Source organism: Nitritalea sp., assembly GCF_054166705.1.
This window is the reverse complement of record NZ_JBSZCV010000008.1, coordinates 451081-477376: the sequence shown is the minus strand read 5'-3', so window position 1 is coordinate 477376 and position 26296 is coordinate 451081. Positions and strand designations below refer to the sequence as shown.

Annotated in this window: 20 protein-coding genes; 14 read left to right on the top strand and 6 right to left on the bottom strand. The window is 44.9% G+C overall.

What is annotated here, in order from left to right:
* The first annotated feature begins 6 nt into the window (after positions 1 to 6).
* From ACXIT9_RS06010 to ACXIT9_RS05955, 12 genes are all read left to right on the top strand, one after another.
* Entirely contained in the window at positions 7 to 771 is a 765-nt protein-coding gene (locus ACXIT9_RS06010; RefSeq protein ID WP_458055322.1) for an exodeoxyribonuclease III, read from the top strand.
* Positions 772 to 778: 7 nt separating this feature from the next.
* Entirely contained in the window at positions 779 to 1180 is a 402-nt protein-coding gene (locus ACXIT9_RS06005; RefSeq protein WP_458055321.1) for an ATP-binding protein, read from the top strand.
* 79 nt (positions 1181 to 1259) lie between these two features.
* Entirely contained in the window at positions 1260 to 1616 is a 357-nt protein-coding gene (ybeY, locus tag ACXIT9_RS06000; RefSeq protein WP_458055320.1) for an rRNA maturation RNase YbeY, read from the top strand.
* Positions 1617 to 2146: 530 nt separating this feature from the next.
* A complete protein-coding gene (gene mnmG / locus ACXIT9_RS05995) occupies positions 2147 to 4012 on the top strand; it encodes a tRNA uridine-5-carboxymethylaminomethyl(34) synthesis enzyme MnmG (RefSeq protein WP_458055319.1) in 1866 nt (621 codons plus the stop codon).
* Positions 4013 to 4020: 8 nt separating this feature from the next.
* Complete coding sequence (locus ACXIT9_RS05990; RefSeq protein ID WP_458055318.1) at positions 4021 to 4911, top strand: class I SAM-dependent methyltransferase; 891 nt, start codon at positions 4021 to 4023, stop codon at positions 4909 to 4911.
* Positions 4911 to 6701, top strand: coding sequence for an Ig-like domain-containing domain (locus ACXIT9_RS05985; protein ID WP_458055317.1), 1791 nt, complete (start codon positions 4911 to 4913; stop codon positions 6699 to 6701). The genes ACXIT9_RS05990 and ACXIT9_RS05985 overlap by 1 nt, the downstream gene beginning before the upstream one ends.
* Positions 6702 to 7135: 434 nt before the next feature.
* Entirely contained in the window at positions 7136 to 8890 is a 1755-nt protein-coding gene (locus ACXIT9_RS05980; RefSeq protein WP_458055316.1) for an AMP-dependent synthetase/ligase, read from the top strand.
* A 319-nt stretch (positions 8891 to 9209) separates the two neighbouring features.
* Positions 9210 to 9686 carry a MarR family winged helix-turn-helix transcriptional regulator gene (locus tag ACXIT9_RS05975; RefSeq protein WP_458055315.1) on the top strand — a complete coding sequence of 159 codons (477 nt, stop codon included), beginning with the start codon at positions 9210 to 9212 and terminating at the stop codon, positions 9684 to 9686.
* An 11-nt stretch (positions 9687 to 9697) separates the two neighbouring features.
* Positions 9698 to 12103, top strand: coding sequence for a 3-hydroxyacyl-CoA dehydrogenase NAD-binding domain-containing protein (locus ACXIT9_RS05970; RefSeq protein ID WP_458055314.1), 2406 nt, complete (start codon positions 9698 to 9700; stop codon positions 12101 to 12103).
* Positions 12104 to 12219: 116 nt separating this feature from the next.
* On the top strand, positions 12220 to 13395 hold the full coding sequence (locus tag ACXIT9_RS05965) for a thiolase family protein (protein WP_458055313.1): 1176 nt from the start codon (positions 12220 to 12222) through the stop codon (positions 13393 to 13395).
* Positions 13396 to 13430: 35 nt separating this feature from the next.
* Positions 13431 to 15227 carry an acyl-CoA dehydrogenase family protein gene (locus ACXIT9_RS05960; protein WP_458055312.1) on the top strand — a complete coding sequence of 599 codons (1797 nt, stop codon included), beginning with the start codon at positions 13431 to 13433 and terminating at the stop codon, positions 15225 to 15227.
* 144 nt (positions 15228 to 15371) lie between these two features.
* Complete coding sequence (locus ACXIT9_RS05955) at positions 15372 to 16622, top strand: MFS transporter (protein ID WP_458055311.1); 1251 nt, start codon at positions 15372 to 15374, stop codon at positions 16620 to 16622.
* A 39-nt stretch (positions 16623 to 16661) separates the two neighbouring features.
* On the opposite strand, the gene ACXIT9_RS05950 is transcribed toward ACXIT9_RS05955, so the two are convergent.
* On the bottom strand, positions 16662 to 17729 hold the full coding sequence (locus ACXIT9_RS05950; RefSeq protein WP_458055310.1) for a pyridoxal-phosphate dependent enzyme: 1068 nt from the start codon (positions 17727 to 17729) through the stop codon (positions 16662 to 16664).
* 4 nt (positions 17730 to 17733) lie between these two features.
* A complete protein-coding gene (locus ACXIT9_RS05945) occupies positions 17734 to 19575 on the bottom strand; it encodes a tetratricopeptide repeat protein (RefSeq protein WP_458055309.1) in 1842 nt (613 codons plus the stop codon).
* A gap of 359 nt (positions 19576 to 19934) precedes the next feature.
* On the opposite strand from ACXIT9_RS05945, the gene ACXIT9_RS05940 reads away from it, so the two are divergent.
* Positions 19935 to 20372, top strand: a complete 438-nt coding sequence (locus ACXIT9_RS05940; protein WP_458055308.1) for a hypothetical protein — start codon at positions 19935 to 19937, stop codon at positions 20370 to 20372.
* Between the two features lie 136 nt (positions 20373 to 20508).
* On the opposite strand, the gene ACXIT9_RS05935 is transcribed toward ACXIT9_RS05940, so the two are convergent.
* Genes ACXIT9_RS05935 through ACXIT9_RS05920 form a run of 4 tightly spaced genes read right to left on the bottom strand, consistent with a single transcriptional unit; the run spans position 20509 to position 25219 of the window.
* Positions 20509 to 21378 (bottom strand): sugar phosphate isomerase/epimerase family protein, encoded by an 870-nt coding sequence (locus ACXIT9_RS05935; protein WP_458055307.1) that lies wholly within the window; start codon positions 21376 to 21378, stop codon positions 20509 to 20511.
* A 46-nt stretch (positions 21379 to 21424) separates the two neighbouring features.
* Positions 21425 to 22483: an ABC transporter ATP-binding protein gene (locus ACXIT9_RS05930; RefSeq protein WP_458055306.1), complete on the bottom strand. Its 1059-nt coding sequence runs from the start codon at positions 22481 to 22483 to the stop codon at positions 21425 to 21427.
* Between the two features lie 21 nt (positions 22484 to 22504).
* Positions 22505 to 24154, bottom strand: coding sequence for an ABC transporter permease (locus ACXIT9_RS05925; RefSeq protein ID WP_458055305.1), 1650 nt, complete (start codon positions 24152 to 24154; stop codon positions 22505 to 22507).
* Positions 24155 to 24169: 15 nt separating this feature from the next.
* Complete coding sequence (locus ACXIT9_RS05920; RefSeq protein ID WP_458055304.1) at positions 24170 to 25219, bottom strand: Fe(3+) ABC transporter substrate-binding protein; 1050 nt, start codon at positions 25217 to 25219, stop codon at positions 24170 to 24172.
* Between the two features lie 131 nt (positions 25220 to 25350).
* Here ACXIT9_RS05920 and ACXIT9_RS05915 point away from each other — a divergent pair, with 131 nt between their 5' ends.
* Positions 25351 to 26286 carry a hydrogen peroxide-inducible genes activator gene (locus ACXIT9_RS05915; RefSeq protein WP_458055303.1) on the top strand — a complete coding sequence of 312 codons (936 nt, stop codon included), beginning with the start codon at positions 25351 to 25353 and terminating at the stop codon, positions 26284 to 26286.
* Positions 26287 to 26296 lie beyond the last annotated feature (10 nt).

The window sequence follows — 26296 nt, the reverse complement described above, 5'->3', positions numbered from 1 at the left end:
GAGAGGATGAAATATTTGTCGTATAATGTTAATGGTTTCCGTGCCGCCATGAAAAAGGGCTTTGCCGATTGGATGGCTGAAGAACTACCCGACTTAATCGCACTTCAAGAAGTAAAAGCGAGCAAAGAACAGGTGGACCTAAGCACATTCGAAGCTTTAGGTTATCAGGCATATTGGCACGATGCGGAGAAAAAAGGCTACAGCGGTGTCGCCTTCTTAAGTCGTCTACCTGTAGACGATGTAGTTATCGGCATGAATCAGCCTAAATACGACGGGGAAGGTCGGGTTTTACGTGTAGATATAGCGGGTATTTCCTTTTACTCAACATACTTTCCTTCCGGAACAACTGGTGATTTACGACAAAAATTTAAGTATGAATTCCTAGACGATTTCTATACATTTATCCAAAGTAAATTACTGGACAAAGAAAAAATAGTTGTAAGCGGTGATTTCAATATCTGCCATAAGGCGATCGATATTCATAATCCTGTGAGTAATAAAAACAGTTCAGGCTTTCTTCCTGAGGAACGTGCTTGGATGGATAAGCTTACCGAGAACGGCTTTCGGGACAGCTTTCGCTTATTCCATGAGGATGGGCACCAATATAGCTGGTGGTCTTACAGAGCCAATGCACGCGCAAAAAACTTAGGTTGGCGAATCGATTACCATATGGTCAGTGAGGGTTTAGTACCCCAAGTTAAAGGAGCCGGTATTTTACCGGATGTGCATCACTCGGACCATTGTCCTGTAGCAGTAGAAATAGACATTTAGACAGACTATGACTTCATTTAAAATAGCAATTCCCTCTCTGATAGAGAACATAACGATTATCGAAAGCTTTATCGATAATGCGCGGGAGAAGTTTGACATTAACGATGATATCTATGGGAACATTATGATATCGGTAACCGAGTGTGTCAGTAATGCGATTATCCATGGTAACGGGAAAGATATTGAAAAGAAGGTACACATAGAGTTACACTTTTCGGATGATCAATTGACCTTTATTGTCGCAGATGAAGGAGATGGCTTTAATCACGAAACGTTAAAAGACCCCACGGCGCCTGAGAATCTAGAAAGAACAGGTGGGAGAGGCATATATATCATGGAACATTTAGCAGATGAGGTTAAATATGAAAATAATGGCAGTAAAGCCTATTTAACCTTCTACATGAATTAAGCTTATGGCTATTTCTTTTTTCGTTGAAGATGTTCGTTATGATTTGAAGCCTAAGAATACCTACAAAAGATGGCTTAGAATGCTAGCGCAAAGTAAGGGTTATGAGATCGCTGAATTAAGTTACGTCTTCTGTTCAGACTCGTACCTTCACGAGATGAATGTTAACTTTCTAAATCATGATACCTACACCGACATCATCACATTCGATCAATCAGATGACCCGGAAGATAAAATAATCGAAGGGGATATATATATTAGCGTAGACAGGGTACGAGAGAACGCATCGAAACTCCAAGAGCCTGCGGAGGTAGAAATGCGTCGCGTGATGGCACATGGCTTACTGCACTTGATGGGATTTAAGGATAAAAGCGATGAAGAGGCACAAACGATGCGACAAGCAGAGGATGAAGCCATTACGCACTATGGTAAAATCTAGTGTTCCACGTGGAACATACTAAATTACGGAACAATTTCAAAAATCCTGTAACCAGCAGCTCATAGCTTTGAAATTAAAGAAGTAAGAAATCTAAGATACAGTGTAAGAATCTAAGTCTTTTTACTTAAGTTCGATAATAGTCTAAATATTCAGCTTGCTTAATTAAGCGCTGTATGGGCTGTACTTAATTAACCAAACTGAAAAATAGAAACTCCAAGAAAACAAGACTTTCAATAAAGAAAGATAAAGATACCACTTGAACATTCAAAACGCCATCTATTCCACTTGGAACAATGGATAATGTTATAGTAAAGAAATTTTAGCTATTGACTTAACCAACACTCTAAAGAAGCAGGATAAAACGATAAATTTAAAATCAGAAAATACGTACTGTTCCACGTGGAACAGTACGTATTTAAAAAGTAAGGACAAACGTTAAGTATGGAACCTAATTCATATAAAATGAATTAAGGGGAGTATACGAAGAAATAGATAAAAAACTGTTCCACGTGGAACATTAGAAAAGAGATATGTTTTCAGAATACGATGTAATAGTAGTTGGTGCAGGTCATGCAGGTTGTGAAGCAGCACATGCTGCAGCGGCTATGGGGGGGAAGGTGTTACTATGTACCATGAACATGAATACCATCGCTCAGATGTCCTGTAATCCAGCAATGGGAGGTGTAGCTAAAGGACAGATAGTCCGTGAAATCGATGCACTAGGGGGTATGTCAGGAATTATATCTGATAAGTCCATGATCCAGTTTCGTATGCTGAATAGATCAAAGGGTCCTGCTATGTGGTCACCACGAACACAAAATGACCGTATGCGCTTTGCAGAAGAATGGCGTTTGGCATTAGAACGTACGCCTAATGTAGACTTTTGGCAAGAAATGGTGCGCGAACTTATCGTAAAAGAGGGTAGGGTCTTAGGAGTAAAGACAGGAATGGGACTTGAAATAAAGGCCAAATCTGTTGTTCTCACGAATGGTACCTTCTTAAATGGAATTATTCATATAGGAGAAAAGCAATTCGGTGGTGGAAGAACGGGAGAATCTGCAGCAAAAGGGATCACGGAACAACTGATAACACTGGGATTCGAGGCTGGTCGCATGAAAACAGGAACTCCACCCAGGGTAGATGGTAGAAGCTTGGATTACTCGAAAATGGAAATTCAATATGGAGATGAGAAACCTGAGAAATTTTCCTATTCAGACGAAACAAAGCCACTAGAAGAACAACATACCTGTTGGATCACCTATACCAATAAAGAAGTACACGAAACCCTGGAAACGGGTTTTGATCGATCTCCCATGTTTAATGGACGCATACAAGGACTAGGGCCTCGTTACTGTCCCTCCATAGAAGATAAGATCAACCGATTTTCTGAAAGAGAAAGACATCAAATTTTCGTTGAACCAGAGGGATGGGATACGGTAGAAATATACGTGAATGGATTCTCTACCTCACTGCCTGAGGATGTACAGTATAAAGCGATGCGTAAAATAGCTGGGTTCGAAAACGCCAAAATGTTTCGACCTGGCTATGCCATAGAATACGATTTCTTTCCACCTACGCAGCTAAAACTGACATTAGAAACCCAACTAATAGAAAACTTATACTTTGCAGGTCAAATAAATGGCACTACGGGTTATGAGGAGGCTGCATCACAAGGACTCCTAGCAGGAATAAATGCCATCCGTAAGGTACGTGATGAAGAGGCATTTATCCTAAAACGTTCTGAAGCTTATATAGGCGTTTTAATCGATGACCTAATCACCAAAGGCACAGAAGAACCCTACCGCATGTTTACATCACGTGCAGAGTTTAGGCTTTTATTACGCCAAGATAATGCTGACTTACGCCTTACCGAAAAAGGTTATGCCATAGGATTAGCAAGCCATGAGCGTTATGCGGCCATGAATGACAAGAAAAAGCAAACGAAGAGATTACTGAATGATCTTACCCAGAAAAAAGTTACGCCGGATGAAGTGAACGAAACACTCACCAAGCTCGGAACAGCGGAGATAAGAGAAAAAATAACAGTAGATAAACTGCTAAAACGACCACAACTTGGACTAGAAGAGATCGCCACCTTAACAAGTGAGCTCAAGGATTATCTAGGCAAATTTGCAAAAGATGTTCGTGAACAAGCAGAAATCCAAGTGAAATACGACAGTTATATCGAAAAAGAACAGCAGATGGTTGAAAAAATCAACCAAATGGAGAATTATAAAATACCCATGCAGTTTGATTATCTAGCAGTACCTGCATTATCGGCCGAAGGAAAACAAAAGCTACACAAAATAAGACCAGAAACCCTCGGACAGGCCAGCAGAATAAGCGGCGTAAGCCCTGCCGATGTTTCTATACTAACTGTTTATCTAGGAAGATAAAGAACTAAATGGAAGACCTATTACACTGCCCACTTTGCAAAAGTGGGCGTTTTCTTGTCTTTACAAAAGTAAAAGATCATGCGATAAGCAAGGAAACTTTTACTATTTGCCATTGCACGAAGTGCAAATTACATTTTACGAATAAAAGACCAACCGAGTCAACTATAGCTCCTTATTACGCCTCAGAGAACTATACCTCTCATCAAGATGAAGGAAAAAGCTTCAAAACATGGCTTTACAAAAGAGTGCGACATCTGAATTTACAAAAAAAAGTAAGCTACCTCAATAGTTTAGCGACAGCAAATAAGAAACTACTTGATGTCGGGAGTGGATTAGGATATTTACCAGAAGCAGCTCGAAGGGCAGGGTGGGAGGTAAGCGCTTACGAGCCAAATGCGCAAGCAAGACAAAAAATCATACAAAAAGGAATACCAATAGAAGAAGACCTCAGGCAATTATCCACTAACAGCTACGACGTGATCACGCTTTATCATGTCTTAGAACATATTCACGAACTCAAACCCACAATAAAGCGCTTAAGAAAAGCACTTATAGAAGGTGGCTATTTAATAGTGGCGGTGCCTAACCATGATGCCTATGAACGATCATACTATAGAGAAAACTGGGCAGCATATGATGTACCCCGGCACCTATATCATTTCAATATAGACAGCATCCATTATCTTTGCGATAAATTTAAATTCGAGCTCGTAGCTCAGGAACAAATGCCATTTGATAGTTTTTATGTAAGTCTCTTATCTGAAACGTATCAGCATCCAGAGGTATCACCCTTCAAACACTACCTAAATGCCTTTATCATGGGATTTCGCTCCTACTGGCAAGCAAAAAAAAATATCCGTAGCGCATCAAGTATTCAATATACGCTAAAAAAAATCTAATGAACAAGGTATCATTTTCATTCGGCTCACTAGTGATAGGAATATGTTTGCTATTACTAGGTGCCTGTGCCCAACAAAGCACCCCCATGGGTGGACCTAAAGATGAAATACCACCCAAACTAATTCGCATTAAGCCAGAAAATGAATCCAGAAATACAAAACCAGAGATAATTGAACTCGAATTCGATGAGTTTGTCAAATTAGATAATGCGCAAAAGCAAATCATCATCACCCCCCGTATCAAAAAAGATGAGATGGAGATTACTGCCAATAGAAATCGTGTTATCATTAAATTAAACCAGGAACTAGAAGACAGCACCACTTATCTTTTTAACTTTCAAAAAAGTATTCAAGATATCTCGGAAGGAAATCCTGCGGAGAATTTAAAATTAGTTTTCTCTACAGGTCCAGACATCGATAGCTTAACAGCAGCAGGTAACGTAAAGTATATTTTTCCTAGAAATAAAATGGAGGACGTCTTGGTAGGACTATATGAGGTAAACGATACCACAAACGTTCTTACAGCCCCTCCCTACTATGTGGCAAATGTAGATACAAGTGGCAACTTTAAAATGACCAATCTACGACCCGGAAAATACATGGCTTATGCTTGGCACGATGATAATAATTCCATCAAGGCCGAAGATAAATCAGAGGCCTATGGCTTTATCTTAGATACGATAAGCATTCAAGAAAATGTAAAGGATCTACAGTTTTATATCAGTAAAGCAGATCTATCCGATTTTAAAATAACACGTGCAGCCAGCGCAGGAAGTAATTTTGACGTGGTACTCAGTAAAACTCCTGTAGAAATAAACCTAGAAAATGAAGCATTAGGAAATAAACTGTATTATAGATTAAACGAAAAAACCTTACGCTTCTATCACACCGAATTAAAGGAGGATAGCACAGCGATTAAACTTCAATTCCGTGATTCAGTAGGATTTCACATCGACACGGTCCTTTACGCTAAATTCGAGACAAGCGAAAGAAGAAAAGAAAAACTAGAGGTGAAAACCAATAGTGGTAAAAGCTTTTTGGAAGGGTTCACAGCAGAAATAAATTTCAACAAACCTATAGCAGAAATACGCTTAGATTCTTTGTTAGTACAGTATGATTCAGCAAGTGTAATACCTGTACAACCTGAGTGGATAAGCTTCTTGGACTCGGCCCGACGCACCCAAATTCGAATCGATCTGAGCATAACCGATACCGTAAGTACCACACGTAACTTTAAACTATCCGCTGCCGACTCTACATTTTTAGATATAGAGGGCCTATTTTTCGAGGGGAAAGTAGAAGTAAACTTCAAGCGCTCTAATCCAGAAACCTTGGCTGAGAGACTTGGAATAACGTATATAACAGATAAGCAAGGACCTTTTCGATATGAACTATTGAAAAAAGAGGAGATCATAAGACATCTCACTACAAAAGAAAAAACAATAGCCTTTACCTTATTAGATCCAGATACCTACCAGGTACGGGTCATCGTGGATACCAATGAAAATGACCGTTGGGACCCCTCCAATTTCTATGAAGGCAGACAGGCAGAAGAAGTGTATTATGCCATCAACCCAGAGGCGGAAAAGAACAAACGCGATGTTATTTTAAAAGCAGGATGGGAAAATAACATTACGATCACAGAAACCCCAGCCTTAGGATGGAGAAGAATAGACCCTGTAGCTGAAGAAAAGGAGGTAATCGATATCTTGATCACACCAGAAGAAATGGATCTGATCATACAAAAATGGTTAGAAAATGAGGTAGAAAAAGCTGTGGATAAGCCATAATAAAGCGTGGATAAGTCAGGATAAGTTGTGTATAAATCTACGGTTATCCCCACAGACACTAAAAATACAGCATCCTTTTTTCACGCTGGGGATAAGTCTAAGGTTATACACATGTTAAGGAAATGTTATGCACACCTAGTTACACACCTTATCATTTTGGGGAGAAAGCAAGCAAAATGGTGGATAAATTTCTAATATGCTGTTTATGAAAGAGATGCACGTTAATAACTTGTGAATAAAACAAAAATGACGTGCATAAGTGGTGTACATGCACGTGGATAAGCATAAGCCCAGAAGTTATCCACTTATACACGCCTTAATAACAATAATAGTTTTTTTATATATACTTATATAAATACTAAATAGGGTGTGGACAGTGGATTTGCATAATGGCTAACTTTTTAATATTTTCAACATCCTAAACCCATATGACCATGAAAGTAACCAGGCTCTTTGATATCATTGATCATCAAATCGCTCAATACGACAAGGAAGTAGCTCTAGCCCAAAAGACCAATGGAAGCTGGAGAAGCTATTCCTCACGCGATGTCAAACAGATTGTAGATAATGTCAGCCTCGCGCTTCTGCAAGCCGGCATTCAAAAAGGGCAGAAGGTAGCCATTATTTCCAATAACCGTCCGGAATGGAATTTCATCGATCTAGCGCTACAACAAATCCATGCGGTGTCGGTGCCGATGTATCCCACTATCTCGGCGGATGACTATGCCTATATTTTTGAGCATGCAGAGGTGGCCATGATCTTCGTGGGAGATGAAGAAATTTTGGCGAAAGCCAAAGTAGCGAATGCTGATAAAAACGTACCCATCTATACTTTCGATCAGATAAAGGGCGAAAAGTACTGGAAGGATTTTATGGACTCTGGAGAATCGGGTAATTTAGCCGATCTCCACGCTTTAAAAGAACAGGTGAGGGAAGAGGACCTCTTTACCATTATCTACACCTCAGGCACCACCGGAAGGCCTAAGGGTGTAATGTTAAGCCATGCAAACGTGATGCACAATGTGCGGGCAGTGGAAGATCGCATCGTGGCGCCAAAAGGAACATCTAAAGCGCTAAGTTTTTTACCCCTCTGCCATATCTATGAGCGTACAGGATCCTTCTGCTTCATGTATATGGGCATATCCATCTACTATGCGAAAAGCATGGAAACGATCGCAGATAATCTGAAGGAAGTACAACCCGAAATTTTTAACACAGTACCTCGTTTACTTGAAAAAGTCTATGATAAAATCGTGGCGAAGGGTTACGAATTAACAGGAGTAAAGAAATCCTTATTCTTTTGGGCGCTTAATCTGGGACTCAAATATGAGCCTACCCAAAACCAGGGCGCTTTCTATAATTTTCAGCTCAAAATCGCCAATAAACTTATCTTTAGTAAATGGCGTGAAGCGTTAGGTGGCAAAATCATCCAAATCAATAGCGGCGCTTCAGCGCTACAGCCGCGCTTGGCGCGTGTTTTCTGGAGTGCAGGAATACCGGTCTGTGAAGGTTACGGACTAACAGAAACTTCTCCTGTTGTGGCTGCTTCAGTTCGTTCACATCAAGATATCCGTATCGGTTGCGTGGGTAAGATCGTTCGGGATGTGGAAGTGCGAATCGCTGAAGATGGAGAAGTTCAAGTTAAAGGGCCTAATGTGATGATGGGTTATTATAAACAGCCAGAAATGACTGCCGATGTTTTAAAGGACGGCTGGTTTTCGACTGGAGATATCGGTGAAATCGTAGAAAAGCATTACCTGAAGATCACCGATCGTAAAAAGGAGATGTTTAAAACCTCTGGAGGAAAGTACATCGCTCCCCAACCTATGGAAAATAAGTTTAAAGAATCCACACTTATCGAACAACTCATTATCGTGGGTGAAAATCAAAAGTATCCCGCAGCGTTGATTGTTCCTAGTTTCGATGGTCTGAGAGATTACTGTAAACATAAGGATATCCCTTACACGACAGATGCGGAAATGATCCAGAAACCCGAAATTATGGAAAAGTTTGATCGGGAGATTGAGCAGCTCAACAAATACTTTGGAAACTGGGAGCAGATTAAGCGTTATACACTTTTAAGCGCTCCCTGGACAGTGGAAACCGGTGAACTTACCCCTACGATGAAGCTGAAAAGGAAAATTATCCATAGCAAGTATGCGCAGGAAATAGAGCGTTTGTACGTCTAGGCAGTGGGTACATGTAAGAGGACTAGTCGGAGAATCGGTTAGTCCTTTTTTTATCTTTCCTGTCGCATTCCTGAAAAGATGTCTTCTACTCAGTAGTCAAAAGCTCAAAAAAAATTACAAGAAACTAATTTTCAAATTTTCAGTTTTTTAAAGAATATTATTCCAAAAATATCGGATTATATCTTATTACTTGTTGTTATATTTGGTTTCGATCCCGATGATACCAACTTAATTTCTTATGCATGCAGCATTTTTTTTCTCTAATAGTATGCATGCATAACTTTTTTTTCTTAAATTAGTATGCATAAATAAAGTGCCTATGAAACGAGAGGAGACAGTCGATCACCACATTAAAAGTTCCTGGCACGCCATATCCAGAATGTACAATCAGCAGGCTGCTAAAGAGGGCTTCACCACATCTATTGGATTTGTTCTCATCAACATTAATTCAAAAGAAGGTACGCCAGCCACCAAGATAGCGCCGCTGATGGGACTTGAGTCGAGAAGTTTAACCCGAATGCTGAAAGGAATGGAAGAGAAGGGACTGATTTACAGAAAGCAAGATCCAACCGATAAGCGCTCTGTGCGTATCTACTTGACAGAGGAGGGGATAAAAAAGAAGAAAGTATCGGTCCAGGTGATTAAGGCGTTTAACCTTCAGGTACGCGAAAAGGTCTCGGAAGAAGAACTAAGTATTTTCTTTCGGGTTTTTGAAAAAATCCAGTCTGTCATCGAAGATATAATAGTTGAAAACGTGAACCCAAATAAGTATAAGTCGGCCTTATACGACAGCTAAAAACCAAAATTATGAAACGAACCATTAAAAAAGTAGCTATTTTAGGCTCAGGAGTAATGGGATCTAGAATCGCCTGTCATTTCGCGAACATCGGTGTACAGGTACTTCTTTTAGATATCGTCCCGTCCGAGTTAAGCGATGATGAAAAAGCCAAGGGCCTTTCTTTAGAGGACAAAGCGGTGCGGAACCGGATCGTGAATGCCGCATTTGAAAATACACTTAAAGCCAAGCCAGCAGCCCTATACGATAAGGCAAGCGCCAGCCTGGTTACTTTGGGCAATTTCGATGATGATTTGCCGAAGATTAAGGATTACGACTGGGTCATGGAAGTCGTAGTCGAGCGATTAGACATCAAACAAAGCCTTTTCGAAAAGGTCGAAAAATATAGAACTCCCGGTACACTCATTACTTCGAATACATCAGGCATCCCGATGAAGCTGATGACAGAAGGACGCTCAGAGGATTTTAGAACACATTTTGCGGGGACACACTTTTTTAATCCACCTCGCTACCTACGTCTTTTAGAGATTATTCCAGCACCTGAAACTAAACCAGAAATTATAGATTTCTTGATGCATTATGGTGACCGCTTTTTAGGAAAAGAAACCGTACTCTGTAAAGATACCCCTGCATTTATTGCTAACAGAATTGGGGTGTATGCCATTATCTCCGGCATGCATACCGTAGAAAAAATGGGTCTTGGTGTTTCGGAAGTAGACAAGCTAACAGGTACTGTCATTGGAAGAGCCAAGTCAGCCACATTCCGGACCATGGACGTGGTCGGCCTAGATACAACAGTGAACGTGGCGAACAACTTGTACAAGACGCTTACTGAGGATGAGTCTAGAGAGAAGTTTAAGCTTCCGAAAATAGTAGAAGTCCTCTACGAAAATAAGTGGCTCGGCGATAAAACAGGTCAAGGCTACTTTAAAATGATCCGGCATAAAGACGGTCGCAAAGAATTAAAAGAATTAGACTTCAATACCTTCGAATATAAAGATGCTGAAAAGCCAAAGTTCAAGGCGCTAGAAGCCTCGAAGGAAATAGACGATCTAAGGAAACGTATCAAGTTCCTCGTCAACTTTGAAGATAAAGCAGGTGAATTCTATCGTGCCTCTTTCTATGATCTATTTAAATATGTTTCGCACCGTATTCCTGAAATTTCGGATGAACTGTACCGTATCGATCAAGCCGTATGCGCAGGTTTCGGCTGGGAGCTAGGTCCTTTTGAGACTTGGGATATTCTCGGCGTGAAAGAAACGGTAGAAAAAATGGAAGCCGCTGGAGAGAAAGCTGCCAGTTGGGTACATGACATGCTAGCAGCAGGTCATGAAAGCTTCTATAAGGTAGAGTCCGGACAAAAGAAATATTACGATATCCACTCGAAAGCATACCAAACGATCCCTGGAACTGGTGAATTTATCCTCCTAGATACCCTGAAAGCCGCGAATAAAAAAGTTTGGGGTAATGCAGGTGCTACACTGCATGATTTAGGTGATGAGGTGTATGGACTAGAGTTCCATACCAAGATGAATTCTTTAGGTGCTGAAGTCATCGAAGGCATTAATACGGCCATCACTATGGCAGAAAAATCAGCTAAAGGGCTTGTTATTGGTAATGAAGGAGGTAATTTCTCCGCAGGTGCGAATCTGGCCATGTTATTCATGTTCGCTGGAGACCAAGATTTCGATGAAATCAACCTCATGATCGCGCAGTTCCAAAACACCATGATGCGCGCACGTTACTCTTCCGTTCCAGTGGTAGTGGCACCCCATAACATGGCACTAGGAGGTGGCTGCGAACTTTCCTTACATGCAGATGCGATTCAGGCTCATGCAGAACTTTACATGGGTCTCGTGGAAGTTGGGGTAGGATTAATTCCTGCAGGTGGCGGAACCAAAGAAATGACCTTGCGCTTCGCAGATCAGGTGAAGTCAGGGGATGTGGAGCTAAACCGACTGCAAGACTATTTTATGAACATCGCGATGGCGAAAGTATCTACCTCTGCTAAAGAGGCCTATGGGCTCGGTTATTTAGCAGACAAGGATGCTATCAGCCTAAATAGAAAGCGTGTTTTGGCGGACGCCAAAGCCAAAGTACTCAGCTTAGACGAGGCAGGATACACGCAGCCGATTCATCGTACCGATATTCGTGTTCTCGGAAAAACGGCGCTGGCACTCTTCGAAGCAGGTATTACGGGCATGCAGTATGGAAAATACATCTCGGATCATGATGCGAAAATCGCACGTAAACTAGCTTACGTCATGGCTGGTGGCGATTTATCTAGTCCAACCGAGGTTAGCGAGCAGTATCTGTTAGACCTAGAGCGCGAGGCTTTCCTCAGCTTAACGGGCGAGCAGAAAACGTTAGAGCGGATTCACAGCATTCTCTTTAAAGGAAAGCCACTCAGAAATTAAGCGTTTTTAAGGCGGGGGCCTAAAGGCCAAAGTATACTGCTCGAAGGCCCCTTACCATGTCCCCAAACATGGAAAAGCACTGAAAGACAAAAACACAAAATAACGACATTCAACACATGGAAGCATATATCGTAAATGGATTTCGCTCAGCGGTGGGCAAGGCAAAAAAAGGTGGCTTTAGATTCTATCGCCCAGATGACTTAGCCGCTGACGTGATTAAGTTTTTAGTGGAAAAGACACCTGGTCTAGATCCAAAAAGGGTAGATGACCTCATCGTAGGTAATGCTATCCCAGAAGCGGAGCAAGGCATGCAGATGGGCAGGATGATCTCCCTTTTAGCCTTAGGGAAGGAGGTTCCAGGCTTCATCATAAACAGATACTGTGGATCCGGTTTAGAGGCGATCGCTTTGGCCGCAGGCAAAATCAAGGCAGGAATGGCAGACTGCATCATAGCAGGAGGAACGGAATCTATGTCTATGGTCCCGATGATGGGCTATAAAACGGCTCTTAATTGGAAGATAGCCTCCCAGACACCTGATTATTACCTAAGCATGGGCCTTACGGCTGAGGAGCTGGCGGGAGAATACGATATCACGCGCGAAGATGCGGATGCGTTTTCTGTTCGGTCCCACGAGAAAGCGCTGGCAGCTATCGCCGAAGGACGCTTTAAAGATGAAATCGTGCCCGTGGAAGTAGAAGAAACCTATCTCGATGAGAAAGGCAAGCGCAAGACACGTAAGTATACAGTAGATACGGATGAAGGTCCACGTAAGGGGACCACGATGGAGGCTTTGGCTAATCTTCGTCCTGCTTTCCGCCAGGGAGGCCAGGTGACAGCAGGAAACTCATCGCAAACCTCCGATGGAGCAGCGTTTGTGCTAGTAATGTCTGAGCGCATGGTAAAGGAATTAAATTTAGAACCAGTGGCGCGCCTTGTTTCCTATAGCGTAGCAGGTGTAGAGCCGCGTATCATGGGGATAGGCCCGAAAGAAGCAGTGCCAAAAGCACTCAAGCAAGCAGGCATCAGCTTGGGAGATATCGACCTAATCGAATTAAACGAGGCCTTCGCTGCACAGGGTCTCGCAGTAATCAAGTCGCTGGATATGAATCCGGATATTGTCAATGTAAATGGTGGTGCGGTGGCACTCGGACACCCACTAGGATGTACAGGTGCTAAGCTCACCGTCCAGATTATCAACGAGCTTAGAAGAAGGAACGGCAAGTATGGACTCGTCACCGCTTGTGTCGGCGGTGGACAGGGTGTAGCCGGTGTGGTAGAATTACTGAAATAAGACACGAAAAATTAAACGCATTAAAGGTTATCATTATGCTAACGCAAAAACAATCCATTAACGGAGGAGAATTCCTTATTAAGGAAACCCAAGCCCAAGATATCTTTATCTTCGAAGAATTTAATGAAGAGCAGCGCATGATGGCGCAAGCTTGTCAGGACTTTATCGATACCGAAATTACTCCTAAGATGGAGGAAATCGATTCGATGAAGCATCCTGAATTGGTGCCCGCTATTTTTAAGAAAGCAGGGGAACTCGGCCTGCTAGGTATCTCAGTACCTGAGGAATTCGGTGGTATGGGCATGAGCTTTAATACGTCCATGCTGATCGCCGACATCATCGGTGCTGCGGGTTCTTTCTCCACTACCTACGGGGCGCATACAGGTATCGGTACACTTCCGATCTTATACTACGGAAACGAGGAGCAAAAATCCAAGTACCTACCCAAACTGGCGACAGGGGAATGGGCGGCTTGTTACTGCTTGACCGAGCCTGACGCAGGTTCGGATGCGAATAGCGGAAAGACCAAGGCGGTGCTTACTGAAGATGGCAAGCATTATGTCATCAATGGGCAGAAAATGTGGATCTCGAATGCGGGATTTGCAGATATTTTTATCGTCTTCGCGAAAATAGAAGACGATAAAAACCTGACCGCTTTCATCGTGGAAAAAGGATTCGAAGGCATCAGCATGAATGAAGAAGAGAAGAAAATGGGTATCAAGGGTTCATCTACCCGCCAGGTCTTCTTTAACGACTGCAAGGTGCCTGTAGAAAACATGCTCTCCGATCGTGGTAACGGTTTTAAAATCGCAGTAAACATCTTGAACATCGGACGTATCAAGTTAGGTGCAGGTGTGTTGGGTGGTTGTAGAACGGTTATCTCTCACGCCATCAAGTATTCTACTGAGCGTAAGCAGTTCGGTGTGTCTATCAATACTTTCGGTGCTATAAAATCTAAAATCGCTGAAATGGCGGTGAGGACTTTCGTTAGTGAGTCACTTTCTTACCGTGCAGGCCAAGATGTGGAAGACCGCATCGCCGCGCTTATCGAAGAGGGCATGGATCCTACGGAAGCAAAATTAAAAGGAGTAGAGCAGTTCGCGATCGAATGTGCCATCTCTAAGATTCATGGATCTGAGGTGCTCGACTATGTCGTGGATCAGGGTGTACAGGTTTACGGAGGCATGGGCTATTCAGCGGATGCACCGATGGAGCGTGCATACCGTGATGCGCGTATCGCTAGAATCTATGAAGGAACAAACGAAATTAACCGTATGCTCATGGTAGGGATGCTACTTAAGCGTGCGATGAAAGGAGAGGTGAATCTTTTCGATCCTGCCATGGCTGTATCGAAGGAGCTTACTTCTGTACCAAGCTTCGATTCCATCGACACTTCAGAGCTCTTCGCGGCAGAAAAAGAAGTGATTAAAAAGTTGAAAAAGGTTTTCCTAATGGTGGGGGGCAAGGCAGCGATGGCACTCCAGGATCGTATTGAGTCCGAGCAGGAGATCATGATGAACCTGGCAGATGTTATGATCGAAATTTACGCGGCGGAATCTGCTATCCTACGTGCAGAGAAACTTGCTGGTATCCAAGGTGAAGCGGCCACACAGCATCAGATTAACATGGCCCGCATCTATCTGACAGAGGCTGCTGATAAAATTAATGTGGCAGCGAAGGAAGCCATCGCCTCTTTCATGAAAGGCGATGAACAGAAAGTGATGCTCATGGGCTTGAAGCGCTTCACGAAGATGGACCTGATCGACACACGTTCTTTACGACGTGAAATCGCTGACTACATGATCGAAAAAGGAAAATATCCTTTTTCCTAATAACCTAAAGGACTTGTAAGCAAATAAGTGTAAGGCCTCCCGATTCTGGGAGGCCTTTTAATTTAGTCAGCTGTAGCATAATGAAATTAGTTTAATGTGATAAATGAAACAGAATTTATCGCTCGTGCATGCTAATTTCCGTTCATGTTCACTCCAATTTCTTCCACCTCCAAAAAAATTACATTAGGTTTACGCGAAAACTGGCAACAGTTTACACTTCTCGTTTTGGTAAATGCCTTTGTCGGGGGTATGATCGGAATGGAAAGAAGTATTTTACCCGAATTTGCGTCCGTTCGCTTCGGTCTTGTTTCTACTTCAGTGATGCTAACGTTTATCATCGCATTTGGCATTTCAAAAGCTATCGCGAACTATTACACAGGCCGTTTAGCACAACGAATAGGTAGGAAAAAACTTTTGGTAATTGGCTGGATATTAGCATTACCCGTACCGATACTGCTATTAATAGCCCCAACATGGAACTGGGTCATAGTGGCTAATGTCCTTCTTGGTATCAGTCAGGGTTTGACTTGGAGTGCCTCTGTCATCATGAAAATCGATCTGGTGGGACAGCAAAACAGGGGCTTTGCCATGGGAATAAATGAATTTGCAGGTTATTCTGCGGTAGGTCTGACCGCTTTTTTAACAGGCATCATCGCTTCAAACTATGGTGTCTATCCTTACCCCTTTTATCTCGGTATTGGCATTAGCATTACAGGCTTATTTCTCTCGATTATCTTTGTTAAGGATACAGCCGGTCATGTGCAAGCAGAATCCACATCCTTGGAAGTTGGTACACAAGAAAAATTTGTAAATATTTTTAAAGCCACCACTTTTCAAGATAAAACACTGAGTGCAGTAACTCAGGCTGGTCTAGTTAATAACTTAAATGATGGCATGATATGGGGCCTTTTACCCATTTTACTCCTCCAAAATCAATTTTCTGCCGCTGACGTGGCTATTTTAGCAGGTCTATATCCCACAGTATGGGGTTTGGGCCAACTTTTTACAGGAAAATTAGCTGATTTACTACCTAAAAAGCCCCTTTTAGTGTGGGGTATGCTGGCGCAAGGGCTCGCCATCATCGGCATCACAGTCTGGACTTCCTTTGCAGAGCTAGCGCTTATGGCTACAATTTTAGGTCTAGGTACAGCACTAGTTTATCCGACATTTTTAGCCACCATAGCAGGAGCTACACACCCTACTCAAAGGGCCGAGAGTATTGGAACCTTTCGGCTTTGGCGCGATCTTGGCTATGCTTTCGGAGCATTGTTATCGGGAGTTTTAGCAGATTACTTTGGCATCCCCACAGCCATCGTAGCGATCGGGGTACTCACGCTAGCATCGGGCCTTTTTATTCAGTTTCGCATGCCCAAAAGGAAGACAAGGAAGGACTGAGAGAAGTGTCCAAATCCCTCGAAACTGAGGTGAAATTTTTTACGCTCGAAGTATTCCCTCCGTATTAAAAACCAAAACACCATTTACCGCTTGAAAGTGAAGCGCTTCGCGCAATTTTTCCGCCTCCGGATCCCCCACTAATGTCCGAACAGCGGCCATACCTGCCACCCCTGCATCGCCAAAGGCAATTTGCCCCTTAAAAAACTGTATGGTTTCCGAAGCCGCCTCTTCGCTGATAGTCAGCGCACATCGGCTCAAGGCACGCAATATAGGCCAGGCCAAACTGGATGGAATGCCACACTGTAAGCCCCCCATAGAAGTTGAGCCTTCGAAAGTGGGCTGCCGACGATGGCCTGCCTCCAAACTACTTAGAAATCCCGCTGACCCCTCTGGTTCTACCAGTATCAGCTGAGGCATGTCCGCTCCGAAAATTTCAAATAAATAAAGCGCCACCGCTGCGGCCCAAGAACCGACACCCACCTGTAAAAATACCCAGCTTGCACGGTTTAAACGTTTAAAAATGCCTTGCTGCTCCAGCTCCACCAAGTGTGTCCGATAACCCGCCATAATCCATGAGGGAATTTCAGTGTAGCCTTCCCAAGCGGTATCCTGAATGAAAGCAAAGCCCATTTCTTGACTTTGCGCCAGCGCAAAAGCTACCGTCTCATCGTAGTTTAGGTCCAACTGCCGCACATCGGCACCCTCCTTTTCGATAGCCTGCTTCCGCGCTATCGTCACATCACGTGGCACATAAATTACCGCCGGTAAACCGTGTCGCATCGCAGACCAAGCCAGTGCGCGTCCATGATTACCATCGGTGGCCGTGCATACTCCTTTGCATTGTGGATCTTGCTCCAGCAGGCGGTGTAAGGCATAAGAGGCACCAAGTGCCTTAAAAGCTTGCAAGCCGAAGCGCTCACTTTCGTCTTTTACAAAGATGGGCGCAGGACAGTGGGCCAAGCGCTGCAGGCGCACAGGTGCGGTCTCATAACCCGTCAGACTTTTATGGTACGCTACAGCCCGGTTATCTCGCAGGCTTTCAAGCTGAGCCGAACTAAGGTCGAGCTTAAAATCGGGGTTTTGAAGGTAAAAGTGTCGTATCGCCATAAGCTTAGAAGGATTTTAGCGGCATCTCTAAGCTTACCAAGGTGCCGGTGCCGTCTGCATGTAAATCAGCTACAGCATAAACGATCGGAAAAGCGTTTCGTTCACGCATCAGCTCGATCCTTTCTAGGATTATTCCCGTGGCTTTAGAGACATGTCTGCGCGCTTGTTTGGCATAAAGTGCCGAGGAAGCTGTTCTGCCGATGCCATCGTCGGCAACTTCCACCCGAATAGGAGTGCCTTCCTCGGTGGAGCCGGCATCCTTCGGGAAAACCCGCAGCGTCAGCAGGCCTCCGGGTTCACGATGACGGAGACCATGTTCGATGGCATTTTCCAGTATGGGCTGCAGCAGCATCACAGGTAATCGCAAGCCCATATTTTGCAGCTCTGCTGCCACTTCTACCTCATACCGAAAATGTTCCGGGAAGCGCAACTGCTGCAGCTGCACATAGTGACGTAGAAACTGTAGCTCATCTTCCAGGTCGATAAATTCCTGCTCCGAGGCATCGAGGGCCTTGCGCATAAGCTGGGAAAAGGCATCCAAGTAGCTATCTGCCTCGGCTACGCGCTCTTGCAGGATAACCGACCGTAAAGCGTTTAAGGCATTAAATAAAAAATGTGGATTCATCTGCCCCCGCCGCCAGCGCTGCGCTGCGTCTAGCTGCACGATGCGGTTTTCCAAGTTTTTTTTACTCGTGTAGGTATAACCCATGATCAGTAAAAGCAACAAGGTGCCCAAACCGCCCGCGAGCAAGGTATTTCGGCGTGTCAGTTGTAACTGTTGGATTTCATTCGCCTGAGAAAGTGCCAGAATTTCTGTCTCCTTTTGGCTGAGGTCAAATTTAGCCTGCATTTCTGCCACCTGCTCATTTCTTTCTAAAAAGGCTAGGCTATCAGCTTCCTCTCGGGAGCGGGTAGAAAGGGTATAGGCCCGCTGATAATCGCCCTGTGCGGCGGCTAGTGCGGCCTGCGCGTCCAAAATCCGAAGTCCCATTTTAGGAGAGCCGATCTGAAGGGCTTTCTCAGCGGCCTGCTGGTAATACGAAGCCGCAAGGGCCTGCGTCGATGGTTCCAGCTGGTAGAGCTGTGCCAAGTTAAAATAAGAGTGCATCATCAGAAAGTGCTCACCGATCTCTTCCTCTAGTTGTAAGGCCTGCTCATAGTTCTCGATGGCCTTTTGTATACGCCCTTCTTTTTCGTAGACGCCCCCCAAGTAATTCAAACTATACGCCTGGCCCACCGGATTTTCTAAATTTACTTGCAACTCGTACGCCCTGTTCAGGTAGTCTTTCGCCTCTTCGAAGCGCTCCAGGCGTGCAAATAAATTGCCTAAATTCCCAGAAATAACCGCGATACCGGGCAGGTGATTTAACCGATTCATAAATGCGAGCGATTTTTTCAGGTAGTCTTCTGCCTGTTTCAGGTCATCGAGTTCTTGATAAATAGCAGCGATATTATTAAGTGTCCGTGCTGCCATCATGCCATCATCCAGTGCAGTAAAAAGGGTGCTAGCTTCCAGCAAGTAGTGAAGTGCCTGCTCCATCTGAGACTGGTCCGCGTAAAGGGAACCTATTCGCATCGCCGCCTCCGCGCGTAGGTCTTGGAATGGCTTCTGATCAGCAGTGCCCATGTAGGCCTGCTCGCAGGTTTGAATGGCCAAGGTATAATTTCCCGCTCGCTGAAGCTGCTCGGCACTATCGATAAGGGAACGGAAATGCTCACGCTGAAGGGCGGGGTTTTGCCTTGCAGCAAGGGGTCCTAAGTTAATCAGGTAGAAGCACAGAAGCCACCAATACAGGGGAGCTCCTCGCTTCGTTCGGGAGAAATGGGACAAAACTGGGCGATTCAAGATACGTGTAGTTTGGGCTTAGAAGTGAAAATACACACATTTTAATCAATTTAAAAGCAGGTATCGCCGTTTTTCACGTAGCCCATACTTGTTTTTTAGCTAGGCCACTACACAGGGAAAACGACCGGTATCCCGAAATGAAAAACAATTTTAAAACGGGTTCTTTGAATAAGTCAAAATTTAGCGTAGCTTTCCATTAAATTCAAGACTCAGCAACTATGAAAACTATTTTTAAGTATCTTAGCGGCGCTATCCTAATGATGTGCTTGCTAGCGCCATGGAGCGGACACGCTCAAGATATGCGCCCAGAAAGAGCTTCAGGTTCCAATAATTTTTTTATTGAACTTGGTGGGCCCTCCATGATTTATTCTTTTAACTATGACTTTCGCTTCGACCGTAGCCAGCGCGATGGATGGGGTATGCGTGCGGGCTTGGGCGGGTTTTATCGCCGAGAGCCGCGCTGGGATTCCTCCGAGGGCATGCTGGTGGTACCCGTACAGGTCAATAAGCTTTTTGGAAATGGCAGACATTTCTTCGAAGTAGGGGGAGGGGCCAGCTTCGTTTATTTCCAAGATACCTTTCTGGACTGGAATACACAGCGGCCTATTCGACGTAATGACTATGACTTTATCCTCGACCTAGGAGAAACCCCGTCCTTACTCGGAACCTTTACCTTAGGCTACCGCCTAGTTCCAGAGAAGAGTGGTTTCCTGTTTCGTGCGCAGATGACGCCGATATTTAACCAAAACGGCTTTTGGCCCTTCTGGTTCGGCGTAAGTTTTGGCTATTCTTTCTGATCGGCTGCCGCTCGAGGCAGGGGAACCTACGCGTCTCTCCTACAGCCACGCTTCACAAATGAAAAAGCCCTTCTGCTACTTTATAGGGTAAGAAGGGCTTTTTTATGACTCATGAGGAATCAAACTACAGCCGTTCCTACACATAATCCGCTTTTGCCAGATAGTGAAAGCTTCTTTCGATAGACTCCATCGGTTCGTAATTATAGCGCTCTACTTCTACGAAATAATGCCGCATGCCCCCAGCCTTGCGTGCTGCCTGAAAAATGGACTCAAAATCCATCTCCCCACTTTCTCCGATTTCCTTCTCATCTTTAATGTGCAAGAGCTCGAAGCGACCGGGGTACTTGTCCATAAACTCCACTGGCGATACCCCTGCCTTCTGGCACCAGTATACATCCAGCTCAAATGTCACCAGCTCCGGATTCGTTTCTTGAATTAAAAAGTCTAACATGCGCACGTCTTCCACCTGTCGGAATTCCCAGTCATGGTTATGGAAACCGAATTTCAGTCCGCGCTCCGCGCAAATGGCCCCAATGGCCTCATAGTATTTTGCCCATGCAGCCAGAGCCGCTTTTGTTTCTGGCACTGGCATCGCTGGTTTTACTAAATATGTAGCACCCAATACGGCATGATCATCAGCAGCCTTTTTCCAGAAATCGGTGTGATACTGGTTTCCTGCCGCATCAAATTCCGGTCCCATCACATGAGCGGAACGTACCTGCAAGCCTAAGCCATCTACATGGCCCTTAAATTCTGTCGGACGCATGGTGTAAATTTTGCCATCGGCGTAGCTGGCCGTTTCCAGTTCCTTATAGCCGATGCCCGCTACTCGCTCCAAGCTCTTTTTGGGATTTGCCTGCATGTTATCGCGGATGGAGTATAACTGGATTCCGATGGTTTTTTGTCTCTTTTTTGCCCAGCTAATGCCAGGGCTTAGCAGGGTGCCAGCTAGCACTGTTCCGCTGAGAGCTAAAAATTCTCGCCGGCTAGTAGGATTCTTTTTCATGGGGTTTATGGGTTTTATAGGTTTGAAATAAAAAGGAGTGGGTAGCTTAAAAGGCTTCTGCTATCGTATACCGCAGTAGCCGAAAAGCAAGTAATCCGGATTCAGGTAAAACCATATCCGCAGCTACGCGAATACTAATCCTTTTTCCAAATTCATCGCTTAATTTAACGATTTGATGATCACCGTAATAGTTTACCTTATATAAACGGCCGAAAAGTAAGGGTTGGTCGAAGTTATCAGTCTTTTTTGTCTCCGGCAAAAGCTGCGCATGCTCAGGGCGAAAAAGCAACTGTACCTTAGTTCTAAATTCCGCGGCCCGGGGATCGGCGATGTAGCCGAAATCGGTATAAAACCCTTCGGTAGTAGCACTGGCTAAGATGGCATTTTGCTTGCCGAAAAAATTCGCCACATAGCCATTAGCAGGTTGTTCATACAGCGTTCGGGGCACATCTACTTGCTGCAGTCTACCCTGATGTAAGATCGCAATCCGATCTGCAGTCGACAGCGCATCCCGTGTGTCGTGCGTCACGAAAATGGCCGTAATCCCAGTCTTCTTGATGATAAGGCGAATTTCTTCCCGTACCTGATCTTTTAAGACGGCATCTAAGTTCGAGAATGGCTCGTCCATGAGTAGGATCTTAGGGTTTGGAGCTATGGCACGGGCTAGCGCCACACGCTGCTGCTGTCCACCAGAGAGCTGATGAGGATATTTTTTCACACTTTCCTGAAGCCCCACTAACCGAAGGGTGTTCATGGCCACCGTCTCTTGATCTTTTTTGGCGCCTTTTAGTCCGTAGCAGACATTTTCTAGCAGCGTGAGGTGTGGAAATAGGGCATAGTCCTGAAAGACCATGCCGATTTGGCGCTCATGCGCCGGCACCGTAAAACTACCTGAAACGATTTCTTTATTCAGCAGGCGGATACTTCCCGTGTTCGGGTGCTCTAAACCTGCGATAAGGCGAAGCAGTGTCGTCTTTCCTGATCCACTTTCTCCGATTAGGGCTACGATTTCTCCCTCCTCCACATCCAAATCCAGGTCGCGTACAGCATAGGACTTCGAGCTACTGTAGCGCTTCGATATTCCCTTAAGTTTTAATAAGGTCATGCTTGAGCTTAGGTGAATAAATTAAGCGCGCCTCTTAATCAGCTTATTTAAAATGATGATGGGGATAATTCCTGTAAGAATAATGACTAAAGAAGCGCTGGCCGATTCTGCTATCATCTCGTTCGTAGCCATATCGAATGCCTTCGTGGCTAAGGTGTGATAGTTAAAAGGCCTTAAGATCAAAGTTAAGGGTAATTCCTTTAAAACATCCACAAAGACGAGCAGAATACCTGAAATCAAGCTGGTTTTTACTAAGGGGAGCTCGATTTTTCGTAGTGTCCTGCTATTACGGCTTCCTAAAAGTCGGCTCGCCTCATGCACATGCATGCCTACCTTTTCGAATCCCGCTTCCACGGGATTATAGCCCACAGCCATAAAGCGTACGATGTAAGCGAAGACCAAGACGAAGAGCGTACCCGAAAGCACTAAGCCCATCGCTTCCTTAGAAACGAAGGTGGCATAGAGCCACTTATCTAAAGCTAAAGAAGGAATCAGCACCCCCACGGCGATGACAGCTCCCGGAATCGCATAGCCTAATGTGGCTACTTTTACTAAGGCTTTCATTTCCCGAAAAGGGGAGAGACGAAGGGCATAGAGTAAAACCACACTGAGGAAAACCACTAGCGCTCCCGTCATCGCAGCCAAAGTAAAGCTCCTGTAAATAAGCGTGAAAAAGGCTGCGTCGATGACTTTCGAATAGGTGAGCTTAGCCCAGTACAGCAGCTGTAAAAAGGGTATAAAAAAACTAACCGCGAAAAGCAGACCACAAAGCACTGTTAAAAGGGTTTGACGAGCAGGGCTCAGCCTCAGTCGGACAAGCGGTTTATTCAGCCCATTTACATTACTGTAGCGGCGCTGTCCGCGCTGTTTGGATTCGATAAATAAAATACTGAAGACAAAAACCATCAGCAAGGCCGCCAAATAAATGGCCGTATTCGCATCGCCCATAGAAAACCAGCTGCGGAATATGCCTGTCGTAAAGGTGCTTACGCCAAAGTATTTTACTGTTCCATAGTCATTTAATACCTCCATGGCCGCCAGCGCGATACCTGCCACGATGGCTGGGCGCGCCATCGGAAGTGCAATCTTAAAAAAAGTCTTCGTGCGACTCATACCGAGCAGGTAGGAGGCCTCTTGCAGCGTTTTGGACTGCTGAATGAAGGAAGCTCTGCTGATCAGGTACACGTAAGGAAATAAGGTAATGGAAAGAATAAAAATGGCTCCCGGCAGGTTCATTAAGTCGATCAAGCTGCCCTTCACCTGCAGGTCAAGACTGTTGCGCAGGAAACTTTGAATAGGGCCTGCATAGTCCAGGAGCCCTACATAAGTGTAGGCCATGATGTAACCGGGAAAGGCTAAAGGCAAAATCAGTAGCCATTCGAACCACTTACGCCCGGGAAAATCATACGTTGATACGAACCAGGCGCTGCTTACGCCCAGTAAAAAGGTAAAAAACGCTACCCCCACTAAGAGGAGTAGCGTGTTTTGAAAATAATGCGGAAGTAGGTTTTCGGCCATGTGCGTCCACGTATCCCCCGGACGTTCGAAAAGCTTCACGAAAATGGTCAGTAAAGGAGTGGCCACCAGGGCCAAAATAGCCAGCGCATAGGCCGTCCACTTGTTCCACCCATACAGTCTCTTCCCGCTTCTCTCTACTACTTCTGTACGCATTCTACTTAATTTATCTTATTTCCATCCCACTTGATCGAAGATCATAACAGCACGCTGGTTATTTTCTCCTAATATGGACAGGTTTAGATCATCCGATTTAAAGGCTCCCCATTTTTTTAATTGCTCTGAAAAATCTACATCCGCACGAACAGGGTATTCATAGTTGATATTCGCTAAAAACTGCTGAGACTCTTTATTAGCCAAAAATTCGATGAATCGGATGGCATTCTCTTTATTCGGTGCATATTTCGTGATGCCCGCACCCGAGATGTTCACATGCGTACCTCGATCGTCTTGATTTGGGAAGAAAACGGCGATTTGCTCCGCGGCCTTTCGCTCTTCTGCATTATCATCATTTAACATCAGCCCGATGTAGTAGGTATTCACGATCGCTACATCTCCCTCTCCAGACGCGATGGCCTTCACTTGATCCCGGTCACCGCCTTTTGGCGCACGCGCCAAATTTCCTAAAACAGCTGTCGCCCAAGCAGCCGCCGCTTCTTCACCGTTATGTTCGATAATGGAGGCCATCAGAGACTGATTGTATATATTTTCGGAAGAACGAGTGAGAATACGCCCCTTCCACTGCGGATCGGCGAGGGCCTCATAACTGCTGAGCTCCTCAGGAGAAACACGGTCCTTATGGTAAGCTAGGATGCGCGCACGGTAGGTAAGGCCGAACCAGTGGCCCGCAGGCTCACGGAACTTCGCCGGAATGGCTGCCTCTAGGGTGCTGGAACTTACTGGCTGTAAGAGATCCTTCTCCTGTGCTCGGTGAAGACGGCCGGCATCCACTGTAATCAATACATCAGCAGGGGAACTGGCGCCTTCTATTTCTAGCTTTTGGATAAGCTCATCCGCAGAAGCACTGACTACATTCACGCGAATGCCCGTCTCCTCTGTAAAGCGGTCAAACAACTGCTGATCCGCTTCGTAATGCCGATGGGTGTACACATTTACGACGCCAGCCGACTCCTCTTCAGAGCCAGAACCACCGCCACATGCAAAGAAACTGCCGGCCATAAAGCCGATGCCTAAAAGGCGAAGTAGGGATTTCTTCATCATCTTACGTTTATTTGACTGCAAAAATAATCACTATTTAAATCAAATCTAAATAAAACAAAAAAAGATTTTATCTTTGTAGGCAGAAAGCGATCTTAACCCCTTCGCGAAAACCCTTAGCAAGACACGAAACGATGACGATCCAACAGTTAGAGTACATCTTAGCCGTGGACAAGTACCGCCACTTCGGCCATGCCGCAGAATCCTGCTTTGTCACCCAGCCGACCCTAAGCGCTCAGATTCACAAGCTCGAAAAGGAGTTAGAGGTGACCATTTTTGATCGCTCGAAAATGCCCGTTATCCCTACCGAGATCGGTTCCCAGCTGATCGAGCAGGCGAAAAAGGTAGTGGCTGAAAGCAAGGGCATCTATGAAATCGTTAACCAAATGAAAGGCGACATCAGCGGGGTGGTCAAGCTGGGCATTATCCCTACCCTGGCCCCCTATCTCTTGCATCGTTTTGTGAAAAATTTTCTCTCCAAGTACCCGAAGGTGCAGCTGCAGGTGGAGGAGCTCATCACAGAGGAAGTCGTGCGCAAGCTGCGGAACGATGACCTGGATATCGGCATCATCGTCACCCCGCTGGAGGAACAAGGCATCTTAGAGAAGCCCCTTTTTTATGAAAAATTTTATGCCTACCTCTCTCCCGATCATCCGCTGCTGAAAAAGGAAGCCCTTACGGCCGCAGATTTAGAGGTAGATGACATGTGGATCCTCCAGCAAGGACACTGTTTCCGGGATCAGGTGCTTAATTACTGTAACCGGACCAAGTTTCAGCACATGAATTTTCACTACGAAAGTGGCTCGCTGGAAGGTCTGAAAAATATGGTAAATAAGTACCAAGGCCTGACCCTTCTCCCAGAACTGGCTACTGTGGAGCTGGAGGCAGAAGAGCAGCAGCGGTTACGTGGGTTTTCGGACACCCCACCCATTCGGGAGGTGAGCATGGTGCTGACGCGCAGCTTTTTAAAGCGCAAATTGGTCGAACTGCTCTACGAGGAAATCGTGGCCTCCGTTCCGAAGGCGATGACCTCGAAGGCACATGGTGTGGTGGTAAAATTTAAATATTGACCTTTGCGCC